This window comes from Sphingomonas sp. BK345 (assembly GCF_014193845.1).
Taxonomy (GTDB): Bacteria; Pseudomonadota; Alphaproteobacteria; order Sphingomonadales; family Sphingomonadaceae; genus Sphingomonas.
In genome coordinates this window covers 420,290-434,783 of record NZ_JACHZX010000003.1, presented here as the reverse complement: position 1 = coordinate 434,783, position 14,494 = coordinate 420,290, and the positions used below count along the sequence as shown (strand labels likewise).

Annotated in this window: 13 protein-coding genes and 1 tRNA gene; 8 read left to right on the top strand and 6 right to left on the bottom strand. The window is 70.9% G+C overall.

Annotated elements, in window-relative coordinates:
• Positions 1 to 55: 55 nt before the first annotated feature.
• Positions 56 to 217, bottom strand: coding sequence for a DUF1674 domain-containing protein (locus FHY03_RS11435; protein WP_183922175.1), 162 nt, complete (start codon positions 215 to 217; stop codon positions 56 to 58).
• Positions 218 to 303: 86 nt separating this feature from the next.
• Here FHY03_RS11435 and FHY03_RS11430 point away from each other — a divergent pair, with 86 nt between their 5' ends.
• Genes FHY03_RS11430 through FHY03_RS11420 form a run of 3 tightly spaced genes read left to right on the top strand, consistent with a single transcriptional unit; the run spans position 304 to position 4,100 of the window.
• Positions 304 to 1,626: an RsmB/NOP family class I SAM-dependent RNA methyltransferase gene (locus FHY03_RS11430; RefSeq protein ID WP_183930843.1), complete on the top strand. Its 1,323-nt coding sequence runs from the start codon at positions 304 to 306 to the stop codon at positions 1,624 to 1,626.
• A gap of 31 nt (positions 1,627 to 1,657) precedes the next feature.
• Entirely contained in the window at positions 1,658 to 2,320 is a 663-nt protein-coding gene (gene rpe / locus FHY03_RS11425) for a ribulose-phosphate 3-epimerase (protein WP_183930841.1), read from the top strand.
• 4 nt (positions 2,321 to 2,324) lie between these two features.
• A complete protein-coding gene (locus FHY03_RS11420; RefSeq protein ID WP_183922181.1) occupies positions 2,325 to 4,100 on the top strand; it encodes a heparinase II/III family protein in 1,776 nt (591 codons plus the stop codon).
• Between the two features lie 215 nt (positions 4,101 to 4,315).
• Here FHY03_RS11420 and FHY03_RS11415 read toward each other — a convergent pair whose 3' ends face one another.
• The 4 genes from FHY03_RS11415 to FHY03_RS11400 form a co-directional block, all read right to left on the bottom strand.
• The gene (locus FHY03_RS11415; RefSeq protein ID WP_183922183.1) at positions 4,316 to 6,445 is read right to left on the bottom strand and encodes a M3 family metallopeptidase; all 2,130 of its coding nucleotides are present in this window, start codon (positions 6,443 to 6,445) and stop codon (positions 4,316 to 4,318) included.
• A 326-nt stretch (positions 6,446 to 6,771) separates the two neighbouring features.
• The gene (ppk2, locus tag FHY03_RS11410; protein WP_183922185.1) at positions 6,772 to 7,548 is read right to left on the bottom strand and encodes a polyphosphate kinase 2; all 777 of its coding nucleotides are present in this window, start codon (positions 7,546 to 7,548) and stop codon (positions 6,772 to 6,774) included.
• Between the two features lie 66 nt (positions 7,549 to 7,614).
• A complete protein-coding gene (locus FHY03_RS11405) occupies positions 7,615 to 9,072 on the bottom strand; it encodes a DEAD/DEAH box helicase (RefSeq protein ID WP_183930839.1) in 1,458 nt (485 codons plus the stop codon).
• A 283-nt stretch (positions 9,073 to 9,355) separates the two neighbouring features.
• Positions 9,356 to 9,829, bottom strand: coding sequence for a hypothetical protein (locus tag FHY03_RS11400; protein ID WP_183922189.1), 474 nt, complete (start codon positions 9,827 to 9,829; stop codon positions 9,356 to 9,358).
• Between the two features lie 109 nt (positions 9,830 to 9,938).
• On the opposite strand from FHY03_RS11400, the gene FHY03_RS11395 reads away from it, so the two are divergent.
• From FHY03_RS11395 to FHY03_RS11385, 3 genes are all read left to right on the top strand, one after another.
• Complete coding sequence (locus FHY03_RS11395; RefSeq protein ID WP_260158932.1) at positions 9,939 to 11,354, top strand: FAD-binding oxidoreductase; 1,416 nt, start codon at positions 9,939 to 9,941, stop codon at positions 11,352 to 11,354.
• 81 nt (positions 11,355 to 11,435) lie between these two features.
• Positions 11,436 to 12,203 (top strand): SapC family protein, encoded by a 768-nt coding sequence (locus tag FHY03_RS11390; RefSeq protein WP_183922193.1) that lies wholly within the window; start codon positions 11,436 to 11,438, stop codon positions 12,201 to 12,203.
• Positions 12,204 to 12,224: 21 nt separating this feature from the next.
• Entirely contained in the window at positions 12,225 to 12,767 is a 543-nt protein-coding gene (locus FHY03_RS11385) for a cytochrome b (RefSeq protein WP_183930835.1), read from the top strand.
• Positions 12,768 to 12,962: 195 nt separating this feature from the next.
• Here FHY03_RS11385 and FHY03_RS11380 read toward each other — a convergent pair whose 3' ends face one another.
• The gene (locus FHY03_RS11380; RefSeq protein WP_183930833.1) at positions 12,963 to 13,805 is read right to left on the bottom strand and encodes an N-formylglutamate amidohydrolase; all 843 of its coding nucleotides are present in this window, start codon (positions 13,803 to 13,805) and stop codon (positions 12,963 to 12,965) included.
• Positions 13,806 to 13,960: 155 nt separating this feature from the next.
• Here FHY03_RS11380 and cpdR point away from each other — a divergent pair, with 155 nt between their 5' ends.
• A complete protein-coding gene (gene cpdR / locus FHY03_RS11375) occupies positions 13,961 to 14,338 on the top strand; it encodes a cell cycle two-component system response regulator CpdR (protein ID WP_183922199.1) in 378 nt (125 codons plus the stop codon).
• 58 nt (positions 14,339 to 14,396) lie between these two features.
• A tRNA-Val gene (locus tag FHY03_RS11370) sits at positions 14,397 to 14,471 on the top strand.
• The last annotated feature ends 23 nt before the right edge of the window (positions 14,472 to 14,494 follow it).

Sequence of the window (14,494 nt, the reverse complement as noted above, 5' to 3'; positions counted from 1 at the left end):
GTCTGCCCCCTTCGCGCTGAGGAGAGGCCGAACACCAACGGCGAGGCGGCGTGCCTCAGAAGTCGATCGCGATCCCGTCACGCTCCCAGTCGCCGTAGCGCACCGGGTCGCGACCGAGCGGGTCCTGGGCGGGCCGGTCGAGCGGCTCCGGGGCGGGCACCGGCGGGTTGGGGCTGAGGTGCGCCGGCGGTTTCACGTGGTCGGGGCGCTGGCCCATGCGGACGTCCTTCCGATTGATCGCTCGCGTCGACAGGCACATATGCGCGGGAATGACATGCTTCAACCCGCGCGCGCCGCGCTGAGATGGCGCGCCCCTCCGCCCGACCGGCCAAGCCCGCCCGCCCCGCCCGCGGCCCCGACCCGCTCGGCACCGCCGCGCGCCGCGCCGCGCTACGCCTTCTCGACGCGGTGCTTCGCCGCGGCGAGCCGCTCGAGTCCGCGCTTGCGCTCGCCACGCGCGCGCTTCCCGGCGGCCCCGATCGCGGGCTCGCGCATGCCATCGCCGCCGAGACGCTGCGCCGCCTGCCCGACCTCGACTCGCTGATCGACTCGGCGACGCGCCAGCGCCTGCCCGACGACGCCAAGGCCCGCTTCGTATTGCGTGTCGCGCTGGTCCAGGCACTCGCGCTGGGCACGCCGCCGCACGCCGCCATCGCCACGGTGCTACCGCTGGTCGACGGCGGTCCCAAGCGACTGGTCCACGGCGTATTCGGCACACTGATGCGCGGCGGCGCCACGTTGCCTGAGGTGCCGACCTTGCTCCCCCCGGTCTCCGAGCGCTGGCGCGCGCACTGGGGCGAGGACATGGTCGCCGCCGCGGCGCGCGCGATCGCCGCGCCGCCGCCGCTCGACCTCACGCTGCGCGACTCCGGCACGACCGACGACTGGGTCGAGCGGCTCGGCGGCACCAGCCTCGCCCCCGGCCATGTTCGTCTGCCCGCCGGCGCCGGCGCGGTGAGCGAGCTGCCCGGCTATGCCGAGGGCGCCTGGTGGGTCCAGGACCTCGCCGCCTCGATCCCCGCGCGGCTGCTCGCCACCGGAGCGGCACCGGGAGCGCGCGCGCTCGACCTGTGCGCCGCGCCGGGCGGCAAGACGCTCCAGCTCGCCGCGGCGGGCTATGCCGTCACCGCGGTCGACGTGTCGGAGAGTCGCGCGGCGCGACTTCGCGACAACCGCGATCGTACCGGGCTCGGCTATGACATCGCGCTCGCCGACGTGCTCGACTGGTCGCCCGACGCGCCCGCGCAGGCGGTGCTGGTCGACGCGCCGTGCAGCGCCACCGGCATCTTCCGCCGCCACCCCGACGTGCTTCACCGTGCCGGCGAGGCCACGATCGCGGAGATGGCCGAGCTGCAGACGCGCATCCTCGACCGCGCCGCCGACTGGGTCGCGCCGGGCGGGACTCTCGTCTACGCCACCTGCTCGCTCGAGCCGGCGGAGGGAGAGGCGCAGCTGACCCGCTTCCTCGCCGCCCGCGACGACTTCGCGCTGGCAGCACCGACGGGAGCCGAGCTGCCGCAAGGCGTTGTCCCGACCAGCGAAGGCTGGATCCGGACCCTGCCGGGAACGGTCGAGGCGGTAGGCGGGTGCGACGGCTTCTTCGTCGCGCGGCTCACGCGGCTTTAACCCGACGCCGCATCGCGCTACCTCGGCGCGCATGAACAGACCCGTGCGCATCGCCCCGTCGATCCTCTCCGCCGACTTCGCGCGGCTGGGCGAGGAGGTGCGCGCGATCGACGCCGCCGGCGCCGACTGGATCCACATCGACGTGATGGACGGCCATTTCGTCCCGAACATCTCGATGGGCCCCGCGGTGGTGAAGGCGCTGCGCCCGCACACCGCCAAGCCGTTCGACGTCCATCTGATGATCTCCCCCGTCGACGCCTATCTCGACGCCTTCGCGGAGGCCGGCGCCGACACGATCACGGTTCATCCCGAGGCCGGGCCGCACGTCCACCGCACGATCCAGCACGTCAAGTCGCTGGGCAAGCGCGCCGGCGTCGTGCTCAACCCCGCCACGCCCGCCAAGATGCTCGATTATCTGATCGACATGGTCGACCTGGTGCTGGTGATGAGCGTCAACCCCGGCTTCGGCGGACAGCATTTCATCGACAGCCAGCTGCGCAAGATCACCGCGATCCGCAAGATGATCGACTCGATCGGCCGTGCGATCGACCTCGAAGTCGACGGCGGGATCGACCGGGACACCGCGCGCCGCGCGATCGACGCCGGCGCCGACGCGCTGGTCGCCGGTACCGCCACCTTCCGTGGCGGGCCCGAGTGCTACGCCGCCAACATCCGCGCGCTGCGGGGCGACTGACACGATGGGCACGGACGGACACGGTCGCGGCCCCGGGGCGCGCGAGGGACTGACACATCACGACGAGATCGAGCCGGGCAAGCGGCTGGTGCGCGCCGCCCCCGCGACCGGCGCGCCGCTGGCGCAGCAGGTGGTGCGCTGGTTCGAGCGACTGACCTGGCGCACCCCGCTGCACGACCGTCGGCTCGACGGGCAACACCCGCCCAAGCTGCTCGCGGTGCCGGTCGATCCCTTCCCCGGCGACGAGCTGGCGGGCGAGGCGCTGCTCGAGGGCTGGCTGTTCGCCGCGGGCGAGCAGCGCGCCATCGCCGAGCTCGACCCGCTCGCCCCGATGCGGCCGGGCTTCACTGATTATCTTCACGGCTTCGCGTGGCTGCGCGACCTCGCCGCGACGGGTGAGCGCGAGCGCGCCGCTACCGTCGCCGAGACGCTGGCGCAGCGCTGGCTGATGGCGCACGGCGAGCGACCGACCGAGCCGGCATGGCGCCCCGACGTCGCCGCGCGGCGGCTGCTGATGCTGCTGTTCCACGCGCCGCTGCTGCTCTCATCGAGCAACCTCGTGGCGCGCTCGCGCGTGTTGACCGCGATGGCGCGGGGCGCGCGTCACCTCGACCGCACCGCCGACAAGGCGCCGGCGGGAGCGCCGCGCGTGCTGGCCTGGGGCGGCGTGGTCGCGGCGGGGCTGCTGCTGCCTGGCGGCGAGACGCGGCGCAGCGTCGGCGAGGTGGGCTTCACGCGCGCGCTCGCGGGCGCGCTGAGCGACGACGGTGGCGTGATCAGCCGCTCGCCGGCGCAGCTGCTCTCCGTCATGGAGGCGATCGGGCTGCTGCGCGCACTCTACGACTCGCGCCGCGAGCCGCTCCCCGAGGCGCTCGCGGCCGCGCTGACGCGCGCGACGCCGGCGCTGCTCGGCAGCGCAATGGGCGACGGCGGTCTGGCGAGCTGGCAGGGCGGGCTGCCGCTCGACGCCACGCGGATCAACGACGCCTTGCAGGCGAGCGGTGCGTTCGGGCGACCTTTGCGCCAGTCGCGCGACTGGGGCTATCAGCGGTTGAGCGCGGGCGGCGCGGTGCTGCTGGTCGACGCCGCCCCGCCGCCCGCCGCCCTGGTACCCGACGGCGGCTGCGCCGCGACGCTCGCACTGGAATTCTCCGACGGCGCCGAGCGGCTGATCGTCAGCTGCGGCGGCGCGGGCCACGCCCGCGCGCGCGGCAACGACGCGATGGCGCAGGCGCTGCGCACCACCGCGGCACACTCCACGCTGGTGATCGCCGACACCAACTCGACCGCGCTCAACGCCGACGGCACGCTCGGCCGCGGCGTCACCGCGGTGGAGCTGGCGCGGCAGGAGTCGGACGTGGGCAGCCGGATCGAGGCACGCCATGACGGTTATGCCCGTCGCTTCGGTTTCGTCCACCAGCGCACGCTGCTGCTCACCGCCGACGGCGGCGAGCTGCGCGGCGAGGATGCGGTGCTGCCCGCGCCGCAGCCGGCGCGCTGGGGCCGCCGCGTCGAAGGGGCGATGACACCGCTGGCACTGCGCTTCCATCTCGGCCCGGGGGTCGATGCGGTCGCCACCGCGGACGCGCAGGCGGCGATGCTGCGCACCCCGTCGGGCGCCTTCTGGCAGCTGCGCGCGCGCGCCGACCGGCTGACGGTGGAGGACAGCGTGTGGAGCGACCCGCACGGTCGGTTGGTGCCAACCAAGCAGATCGTGATCGACTCGCTCGCCCCCGCCGCCGGCGCGACGATCGCCTGGGTGCTGCGCCGGGCGCGATAGGCGGGAGCGGCGCCGCTCGGGTCGGCTGTCGACGGGGCGGTCGGACGGAGCCTGTCGAGACCGGGATCGCTGGGCGCGGTCCTCACGCCAGCCTGTCGCGGGACGTCAGCACGGCCGTCATGACGCCCCCTCCCCTGAAGGGGAGGGGCTAGCTTACGAATGCCTGTGGCTGCCGGCCGAGCACCCCCGCGTCACCGGCAGGGCCCCGCACCTCGTCATGGTGCGACGCGCGACCCGTCCGCGTTGAGCCCGAGGTTGTGGAGCAGCGGCGCCACTTCCGGGTCCTTGCCGTAGAAGGCGCGGAACATCGGCGCGTAGTCCTCGGTGTGCCCCTTGGACAGGATCATGTCGCGGAAGCGCTGGCCGTTGGCGCGGGTCATGCCGCCATTGCGCTCGAACCAGTCGTAGGCATTGGCGTCGAGCATCTTGGTCCACTGATAGGCGTAATAGCCGGCCGAATAGCCGTTGCCCCAGATGTGGAGAAAGTAGCTCGAGCGATAGCGCGGCGGCACGTCGGCGGTGTCGAGCCCGGTCTCGGCCAGCGCCTTGGCCTCGAACGCGTCGGCGTCCTGCTGGCCGGCGCTAGCGGGGAGCGAGTGCCAGCTCATGTCCATCTCCGCCGCCGCCAGCGCCTCCCCGAAGGAATAGCCGGTGTTGAACGTCGCGGCGCGCTTGATCTTGCCGACGAGCTCGGCCGGAATCACCGCGCCGGTGCGATAGTTGACCGCATAGTGCGGCAGCACCTTGGGATCGAGCGCCCAATGTTCGTTGAACTGCGACGGGAACTCGACGAAGTCGCGCGCGGTGTTGGTGCCCGAGACCGACGGATAGGTCTGGTTCGCGAACAGTCCGTGCAGCGCGTGGCCGAACTCGTGGAACATCGTCGTCACGTCGTCGAAGGTGATCAGCGCGGGCTGACCCGCCGCCGGCTTGGTGAAATTACCGACATTGTAGATCACCGGCTTGGTGCCGAGCAGCTTCGCCTGGTTGACGAAGTTCGACATCCAGGCGCCGCCGTTCTTGTTGTCGCGCTTCCAATAATCGAAGTACATCAACCCGATCGTGCGGCCGTCGCCCTCGAACACCTCATAGACCATCACGTCGGGCTGGTAGACCGGGATGTCAGTGCGGCGCTTGAAGGTGACGCCGTAGAGCTGGTTGGCGGCGTAGAACACGCCATCGGTCAGCACCTTGTTGATCTCGAAATAGGGCTTCAGCTCGTCCTGGTTGAGGTCGTACTTGGCCTTGCGCAGCTTCTCGGAATAGAGATCCCAATCCCACGGCTTGAGCGCGAAGCTGCCGCCCTCGGCCTTGATCTGCGCCTGGAGCTCGCCCGCCTCGCGCTTCTGCTCGGCCGCGACCGGCGCGCCGAGCTGGCGCATGAAGGCGAGCGCAGTCTTGGGCGTCTTCGCCATCTGATCCGACAGGACGTAGTCGCCCCAGGTGGCGAAGCCGAGCAGCTTGGCCTTCTGCGCGCGCAGCGCCGCGATCCGGCTGATCGTCGCACGCGTGTCGTTGGCATCGCCCTTGGTCGCGCGGGTCCAGCTCGCGTTGAACAGCGCCTCGCGCGTGGCGCGATCGGTGAGCGTCGCCAGCGCCGGCTGCTGCGTCGTGTTCTGCAGGGTCAGCACATATTTGCCCGCGAGGCCGCGCTCCTTGGCGGCATCCGCCGCGGCGGCGATCTCGGCGTCGGAGAGGCCGGCGAGCTTGGCCTTATCGTCAACCACCAGAGCGCCCGCCTTGGCGGCGGCGAGCAGCTTCTGCTGGAACGCGGTCTCCAGCGTGGAGAGCTGCGCATTGAGCGCGCTCAGCGCCTTCTTGTCGGCGTCGTTCAGCTGCGCGCCGGCATGGACCATGTTCTCATAGGTCAGCGTCAGCACCTGGCGCTGCTCGGCGTCGAGCTTCAGCGTGTCGCGCTGGTCGTACAGCGTCTTCACCCGCCAGAAGAGGCGCGGATCGAGGTTGATCGCGTCCTGGTGCGCGGCGAACTTGGGGGCGAGCACCTCCTGCGTCTTCTGGAGCGTGTCGTTGGTGTTGGCGCCGTTGACGCCCGAGAAGGCGAGCGCCGCGCGCTCGAGCAGCCGGCCCGATTTCTCCAACGCGGCGATCGTATTCTCGAAGGTCGGCATCGAGCGCACGTTGACGATCGCGGCGATCTCGCGGCGCTGCTCGGCCATCCCCGCCTCGAGCGCGGGGAGATAGTCCGAGTCCTTGATCTTGTCGAAGGGAGGCGCCTGATAGGGCAGGGTGCTCGGCTGGGCGAAGGGGTTGGTCGGGCTGAGCGTCTGCGCGACCGCAGAGGAAGACATCAGCGCCACGACGGTGGCGACGGCAAGGGAACGCATCGTTGCTCCTTGAGCTGGAGGATGCGCGCCTGATGCACCCGCGCGGGGATAGGGGCAAGCGTGCTGCCCTAACATGAGTTGGTAAGGGCGGCCGCGGACTCCGTTGATCCTCCGCTAGACGATGCTCCTCCGCCCGCCGTTGTCCTCGGAGCGCTCTTCACTTCCCGTCATCCCGGACTTGTTCCGGGATCCACTGGTCCGCGAAAGCAACGCTTCAAGGGTCTGCGGCACGGTGGATCCCGGACCAAGTCCGGGATGACGGGACGAGGATCGCAGCGGAAGCCTTTAAGGAAGGATTGCCGCAAGGTCGCTCCCTGGCGTCCGCCTCAGGCCGCCAGCCGGCCGTCCTTGAGCGCCGCCGCCTCGAAGGTGAACAGCACGTCGGGGTCCGGGAGCGGCACCTCGCGCGCGATCTCGGGCGGCGCGGCGCGGTGGAGCAGGTGCGCGAGGATCGCGCGGCGCGCCGCTTTCTTGTCGTCGGCGCGGACGCAGTGCCACGGCGCCAGCGGCGTGTGGGTGCGCGTCAGCATCACGTCCCGTGCCGCGGTGTAATCGTCCCACTTCGACTGGGCGACCGCGTCCATGTCGGAGACCTTGAGCGCCTTGAGGGGGTCCTCGCGCCGCGCCTCGAGCCGCTCGCGCTGCTCGTCCTTGCTGATGTCGAGCCACAGCTTGACCAGCTTGATCCCGCTCTCCACCAGCATGCGCTCGAAATCGGGCGCGTCGCGCAGGAACTCCGCCTGCTCGGCAGCGGTGGAGAAGCCCATCACCACTTCGACCCCGGCGCGATTGTACCACGAGCGGTTGAAGATCACGAACTCGCCCGCGGCGGGCAGATGCGCGACGTAGCGCTGAAAATACCATTGCGTGCGCTCGCGGTCAGACGGTTTGGGCAGCGCCACTACGCGCGTGGCACGGACCGAGCTATGCTCGACGATGCGCTTGATCGCGCCGTCCTTGCCCGCGCCGTCGCGCCCCTCCAGCACCAAAACGACGCGCTCGCCGCTGCGCGCTGCCGCCTGTTGGGTGTGCACGAGTGCTAGCTGCAGATCCTCCAGGCTAGCGTGCCCGTCACCATGCTTGTCGCCGTGATCCTTGCCCATCCGTCTCGCGCTCCGTCGCCTCACCTGCGGCTATAACGCATCGCGGGCGGGAGGATGCGCGCGCGCTCAGACCGTCAGCGTCACCCGCAGGAAGTCGGGCACGGGGCCGTTCCAGCCGCCGTCGTCGGGCGCCTCGTCTCGCTCGCGGCGGCGGTCGGCGTAGCGCTCCTGCCGCGGCGCGGCAGTACGCGGCTCGGCCGCGGGTCGCTCGGTGCGGGCCGGGCGCTCGTCGCGCGCCGGCCGCGCGGCGTGGCGCGGACGCGTGCTCGACTCCTCCGGGGCGGACTCGGTCGCGATCGGCTCGGGCGCCGCCTCGCTCCGCCCGCGGCGCTGGCTGCGCTCGCGTCCGCGGCGAGGACGCTCCTCTTCGGCCGCTTCCGGTCCCGCACTCGAATCGGCGCCTGGCAGCGCCTCGAGTCGCGCGATCTTCTGGCCGGTGAGCTTCTCGATATTCTCGATGTTCTCGATGTCGTCGGGCGCCGCCAGCGTGTAGGCGACGCCGGTCGCGCCGGCGCGCCCGGTACGGCCGATGCGGTGGACGTAATCGTCCGGATGCCACGGTGCGTCGAAGTTGAAGACGTGGCTGACGCCCTTGATGTCGAGCCCGCGCGCCGCGACATCGCTGGCGACGAGGATCGTCACCTCGCCCTTCTTGAACTTGTCGAGCTCGGCGAGGCGCGCCGGCTGGTCCATGTCGCCGTGGATCTCGCCGCTGGCGAAGCCATGCTGCTGCAGGCTCTTGTTGAGCTCGCGTACAGTGGTCTTTCGGTTGCAGAAGATGATCGCGTTGCGCACGTCGTCCCGGCCGAGCAGCTGGCGCAGCACGCGACGCTTCTCGAACGAGGTCCCTTTCACGGGCACCACCCACTGGGTGATGTTGACGTTGGTGCTGGCCGGGCGCGCCACCTCGATCGTCTTGGGATTGCTGAGGAAGCGATCGGCGAGCTTCTTGATCGGCGGCGGCATCGTCGCCGAGAACAGCAGCGTCTGGCGCGTCGCCGGCAGCTTGGTGCAGATCTCCTCGATATCGGGGATGAACCCCATATCGAGCATGCGATCGGCCTCGTCGATCACCAGCATCGAGCAGCCGGTGAGCAGGATCTTCCCGCGGCCGAACAGGTCCATCAGCCGTCCGGGCGTGGCGATCAGCACGTCGACGCCCTTCTCCAGCGCCTTGACCTGATCGCCCATCTGCACGCCGCCGATCAGCAGCGCCATCGAGAGCTTGTGATACTTGCCGTAGGTCGTGAAATTCTCCGCGACCTGCGCGGCGAGCTCGCGCGTCGGCTCGAGGATCAGGCTGCGCGGCATGCGCGCGCGGCTGCGGCCGTGCGCGAGGATGTCGATCATCGGCAGCACGAAGCTGGCGGTCTTGCCGGTGCCGGTCTGCGCGATGCCGATGATGTCGCGCATCATCAGCACGGGCGGGATCGCGCTCGCCTGGATCGGTGTCGGCTCGGTATAGCCGGTGTCGCCGACGGCGCGGAGAAGTTCGTCGGAGAGGCCGAGATCGGCGAAGCTCATGCAGATGTCCGGGCTGTGGGGCGCGGGCGGAACCGCAGGGATAGCCTGGCGCCGAGCGCTTCCCTATCCGCGGTGAGAAGTCAAGGAGAATGCGGGGCGACGGCGGTGCGGGAGGGGACCCGTCGCTGGCGCTTGCCCGTTTTCTCCCCTGCCGTCATCCTCAACTCGTTGCAGGATCCACGCTGCCGCGCACTCAAGTGCCTCGGCGCCTGCAAGGCGGTGGATCCTGGAACGAGTTCAGGATGACGCTGAAGAAAGATGAGCGCCCCCCGTAGGTCAGCCTCTACTTCCGCTTCTTCGGCACCAGGGTGCGGAACTTGCTGATCGGACACAAAGCGCCCGAGCGCGAGCGGATCGCGTCGCGGCCGGCGCAGATCTGGCCGTCGCTCGTCGGGCGCAGGTAGAAGCCGGCGTAGAAGTCGAGCGTCGGGCAGTCGTCATCGAGCTTGGCGCGGATGCGGCGCGCGCCCTCGATGACGAGGTCGACGTCACCCTTGGTGTCGATCGCCGCGCCGGTCAGCGCGGTGACGCGGAGGCACTCGGGGCCGCGCTTCTCCTGCCATTCGACCGGCGCGGGGGTGACGACGCGGGCGCCGCGCGGCGCGGGGGCGACGCGCGGGATGCGGATGATCAGCCGCTCGTGGATCGTCAGCTGCGCGTACTGGACCCCGCCCCAGCCCGGATCGGGCGCGCGCGCCGATACCGCCAGCGGGGCGGCCAGCAGCAGCGTCAGAACGGGCACGAAGCGCTGGAGCATGCGGCACGGCCCGTTGCGGAGAGTCGGTTGAATGCCGGCTGAATTGAACGCGGGCGCATTGTCGGGCAAGAGGCGGAGCGTGACCGACGTGCAACACCGCCTCGCCGAAATGCTTGCCCAGCAGCTCGCGCCCGGCGCGATCGTCACCGATCCGGACGCGATCGCGCCCTGGCTGATCGACTGGCGGCGGCGCTGGCAGGGCCGTGCGGCGCTGCTGCTCCAGCCGCGCGATACCGCCGAGGTGCAGGCGATCGTCGTCGCCGCGCGCAGTCTCGCGGTGCCGCTGGTGCCGCAGGGCGGCAATAGCTCGATGGTGGGCGGAGCAACCCCACCGGCGGACGGCAGCGCCGCGATCCTGTCGCTGCGCCGGATGAACCGGATCCGCCATCTCGACCCCGCCGCAGGGCTGGTGGTGGCGGAGTCGGGCGTGGTGCTCGCCGACCTCCACGCCGCCGCGCTGGCGCAGGGTCGCCGCTTCCCGCTCTCGCTCGGTGCCAAGGGCAACGCCACCGTCGGCGGGCTGGTATCGACCAACGCGGGCGGGACGCAGGTGCTGCGCTTCGGCACGATGCGCGGGCTGGTCGCCGGCATCGAGGCGGTGCTGCCCGACGGCACGCTGCACGAGGGGCTCGCCGCGCTGAAGAAGGATAATCGCGGCTATGACCTCGACCAGCTGCTGATCGGCGCCGAGGGAACGCTGGGCGCCGTCACCGCCGCGACGCTGCGGCTGGTGCCCGCGGTCGCGGCGCGCGCGGTCGCCTGGGCCGGCGTCGCCTCCCCCAACGCCGCGATGGCGCTGCTGCGCCGCTTCCAGCGCGCCACGCCCGCGCTGGAGAGCTTCGAACTGCTGCCCGACGAGTCGCTCGCCGCGGTGCTGGCCTATCTGCCGGACGCGCGCGCGCCGCTCGGCGGGCGCCAAGCCTGGCACGTGCTGCTCGAGGTCACCGCCGACGACCCGCGCGATGACCCCGCCGCGCTGGTCGAGGCGCAGCTCGCGGCCGCGCTCGAGGCGGGCGAGATCGCCGACGCGACGCTGGCGCAGAGCGAGGCGCAGGCCGAGGCGTTCTGGCGGCTGCGCGAGTCGATCTCCGACGCCGAGCGCGCCACCGGCCCCGCTGCCCAGCACGATATTTCGGTGCCGGTCGAGGCGATGCCGCGCTTCATGGTCGAGGCCGCCGCGGCGTGCGACGCGCGCTTCCCCGGCACACGCGCCTCGGGCTTCGGCCATCTCGGGGACGGCAACGTCCATTTCCATGTTCGTGCCGCGCCCGGCACCGATCCGGTGCGTTGGTATGCCGAGCAGGTGCCCGTCGTCTCGCGCTTCGTCCACGACCTGGTCGCCGCGGCGGGCGGCTCGATCTCGGCCGAGCACGGCATCGGGCAGATGAAGCGTGCCGAGCTCGAGCGGCTCGGCCCGCCGGCGCGGCTCCACGCGCTGCGCGCGATCAAGCGCGCGTTCGATCCGGGCCAGCTGTTCAATCCGGGCAAGCTCGTCGCGCTTGCGCCCGGCCGCGGCAGTGAATAACCCCGGCGACCATCCGCGCGGCGACCGGGGGCGACGCGCCGCGACCTGACTGCCAACCCTCACCGTCCTTTGGAGATTCGCATGGCCAGCGCGCCGCAACTGCCGCTCTTCTACAACGGCCTCGAGCCGCTCTCGAGCGAGACGCACGCCAACTATAAGGTGCAGCCCTCGACGGTCGCGCCCTTCCTCGCCAACCAGCACGCCATCCCGCTGACGGTAGAGGAATTTCCGCTGGTGCAGCGGCACATGCCGATCGTCTTTTCCTCGGGTGACGACGCCATCCCGCTGGCGCTGATGGGGCTCAACGAGGGCGTCAACGTCTTCCTCGACGACAGCGGCAAGCTGCTTGAGGAGACGATCTACGTCCCCGCCTATGTCCGCCGCTACCCCTACATGCTCGCGCGCCTAACCCCGGACGCGCAGGAGCTGTCGCTGTGCTTCGACCCGACCTCGCCGACGATCGGGGCGTTCGACCAGGGCGACGCGCTGTTCGAGAATGGCCAGCCCACGGAGCTGACGCGCAATATTCTGCAGTTCAACGAGAACTTCGAGCAGGCCGCGGCGCGCACGGCGCAGTTCATGAACGAGGTGCGCGAGCTCGGCCTGCTGATGGAGGGCGAGGTGTCGATCCAGCAGGACGGCGTCGAACAGCCGTTCGTGTATCGCGGCTTCCAGATGGTCGACGAGCAGAAGCTGGTCGACCTCCGCGGCGACCAGCTGCGCAAGATCTCGCAGTCGGGCCTGCTGCCGCTGCTCTACGCGCACCTGTTCTCGCTGTCGCTGATGCGCGATATCTTCGCGCGGCAGGTGCGACTGGGCAAGATGCCGCAGCCGCAGCTGACGATGTAACCACCAGCGGGAGAGACGGCGATGGCGACGCGGGCATATCGGGGCGAGCGCTACTCGCGCGTCGCCGTCGCCTTCCACTGGACCATCGCCGCCCTGGTGATCTTCAACATCGTGGTGGGGCTTGGACACGATCCGATTCCCGCGCTGCGCGCGCTGATGCCGGCGCACAAGGCGATCGGTCTCACCGTGCTCGCACTCACCGCGCTGCGCGTCGCCTGGCGGCTGGCACACCGCCCACCCCCGCTGCCCGCCGACACCCCGAGCTGGGAGCGGGGCGCGGCGCACGCGACGCACTGGACGCTCTACCTGCTGCTCGTCGCCCTGCCGCTGAGCGGCTGGGTGATGGTATCGGGGCCGCAGGGGCGTCGGCCGCTCAGCTGGTTCGGCGCATTCGACCTGCCCTACCTGCCCGCCATCTCTCCCGCGGCGGAGGGTGCCGCCAAGGCGCACGGGCTGCTCGGCTGGGTGATGCTGGCGCTGGTGCTGCTCCACGTCGCCGCGGCGCTTCGGCACCACCTCGTGCTGCGCGACCGCGTGCTGGCGCGCATGCTGCCGGGCGCGTGAGCCCGCGGCCGCGTCGGCTCGGCTCATCGCAACGAGACGACATTTCGCGTCGAAGGGGTTGCAACCAAAAACCGTGTTCCTAAGTTAATGGCGTACGGCGCTCGTGTCCCCCCTTTCGCGAGCCCGTATGACACGCCTTTGGCGTGTCTCCTCCCTGAACCTTGGCCACCGCGTGCTTGCACGCGGTGGTTTTTTTTATTCGGCCGCGAGGGGCGTGCTGCCGGTCGCGGCGAGCGCCTCGTCCGCGAGCGAGTCGATCACGGTGCGGAGCAGCGCCACCATCGCTGGCGCCCCCCCGCCGAGCGACTCGAGACGGCGGTCGAGATAGAGCGAACGGTCGAGCTCGAGCTGGATCGCGTGCACGCCCTGGTGCGGCCGCGCGTGACGCTCGAGGATATGGCCGCCCGCATAGGGCGTGTTGAGCGTGTAGCCCAGCCGCGCCGCGCGGACCGCACCTTCCACCCGCGCCACGAAGCGCGCGCCGGCGGCGCGGCCGAAGCGGTCGCCGATCACCAGCCGCGTCCGCCCGCCGGCGATCGGCGGCATCGAGTGGACATCGAGCAGCACCGCGCAGCCGAAGCGCACGCGTGCCTGCGTCAGCGCGTCCTCGAGCGCGGCGTGATAGGGCCGGTGCGCCGCCGCGATCCGCGCCTCCACCTCGCCCGCGCTGAGCTTGCAGCGCCACAGCTCGCCCGCCGCCGCGGTCCGCCGCGGCACCAGCCCGATGCCCGCGCGCACCTTGGCCGAGAGCGGCGCGCCGCCGCGCGCGCCGTCATCGAGCAGCGGGTCGCGCTCGTGCTCGGCGCGGTTGAGATCGATCCAGGCGCGCGGCGTATCCTGTACCAGCAGCGTCTCGTCGCGGCGCGCGGCGAGCGCGAGCGCGTCGACCAACCGGTCCTCCAGCGTGGCGAGGCAGGACAGCGGCGCGCGCAGCGAGTCGCGCAGCGCGACCGGATAGTCGCGCCCGGCGTGCGGCACCGACACCACCACCGGCGAGGCGGGCGGCGTGTCGCCGATCAGTCGGAAGCTGCGCGTCATCTGCGCGCGACCCTATGGAACCCGCCGCGGCACCGCAACGCATCGTCGCTCGTTATGGCTTAATGGGACGGCAAGGCCGTTCGTTCACCATGTCCGCTGGTGGAAAAATCAATGCGGATCGGGCATAAGGGTCGGCTCGGGAGCATGGACACGTGATGATCAGGATTCTTCTGGCCGAGGATGATTCGGTGATGCGCGAGTATCTCACGCGCGCGCTGGAGCGATCCGGCTATGCCGTCACCGCGGTCGACCGCGGCACCGCGGCGCTGCCGCTGATCACCGAGGAGCGGTTCGACCTGCTGCTCACCGACATCGTCATGCCCGAGATGGACGGGATCGAGCTCGCCCAGAAGGCGCAGGAGCTCGCGCCCGGCATGCGCGTGATGTTCATCACCGGCTTTGCCGCGGTGACGCTGAAGGCGGGCAACACGATGCCGCAGGCGCGCGTGCTCTCCAAGCCGTTCCACCTTCGCGACCTCGTCCTCGAGGTCGAGCGGCTGTTCGACGTCGACGCCGCCAACGAGCTGATCTGAGGCGCGCGCGAAAAGGCGCTTGCGCCCGCCGCCGAGGCCGGTTAGAGGCGCCACCCTCGGGCGTGTAGCTCAGTGGTAGAGCACTGTGTTGACATCGCAGGGGTCGCAAGTTCAATCCTTGCCACGCCCACCACCAAAAAATGCCAGCATCCCTTT

Excerpts from the sequence above, each read along its gene's own strand:
- FHY03_RS11435 (WP_183922175.1), bottom strand. The coding sequence starts at position 217 with ATGGGCCAGCGCCCCGACCACGTGAAACCGCCGGCGCACCTCAGCCCC.
- FHY03_RS11430 (WP_183930843.1), top strand. The coding sequence starts at position 304 with ATGGCGCGCCCCTCCGCCCGACCGGCCAAGCCCGCCCGCCCCGCCCGC.
- rpe (WP_183930841.1), top strand. The coding sequence starts at position 1,658 with ATGAACAGACCCGTGCGCATCGCCCCGTCGATCCTCTCCGCCGACTTC.
- FHY03_RS11420 (WP_183922181.1), top strand. The coding sequence starts at position 2,325 with ATGGGCACGGACGGACACGGTCGCGGCCCCGGGGCGCGCGAGGGACTG.
- FHY03_RS11415 (WP_183922183.1), bottom strand. The coding sequence starts at position 6,445 with ATGCGTTCCCTTGCCGTCGCCACCGTCGTGGCGCTGATGTCTTCCTCT.
- ppk2 (WP_183922185.1), bottom strand. The coding sequence starts at position 7,548 with ATGGGCAAGGATCACGGCGACAAGCATGGTGACGGGCACGCTAGCCTG.
- FHY03_RS11405 (WP_183930839.1), bottom strand. The coding sequence starts at position 9,072 with ATGAGCTTCGCCGATCTCGGCCTCTCCGACGAACTTCTCCGCGCCGTC.
- FHY03_RS11400 (WP_183922189.1), bottom strand. The coding sequence starts at position 9,829 with ATGCTCCAGCGCTTCGTGCCCGTTCTGACGCTGCTGCTGGCCGCCCCG.
- FHY03_RS11395 (WP_260158932.1), top strand. The coding sequence starts at position 9,939 with ATGCTTGCCCAGCAGCTCGCGCCCGGCGCGATCGTCACCGATCCGGAC.
- FHY03_RS11390 (WP_183922193.1), top strand. The coding sequence starts at position 11,436 with ATGGCCAGCGCGCCGCAACTGCCGCTCTTCTACAACGGCCTCGAGCCG.
- FHY03_RS11385 (WP_183930835.1), top strand. The coding sequence starts at position 12,225 with ATGGCGACGCGGGCATATCGGGGCGAGCGCTACTCGCGCGTCGCCGTC.
- FHY03_RS11380 (WP_183930833.1), bottom strand. The coding sequence starts at position 13,805 with ATGACGCGCAGCTTCCGACTGATCGGCGACACGCCGCCCGCCTCGCCG.
- cpdR (WP_183922199.1), top strand. The coding sequence starts at position 13,961 with ATGATCAGGATTCTTCTGGCCGAGGATGATTCGGTGATGCGCGAGTAT.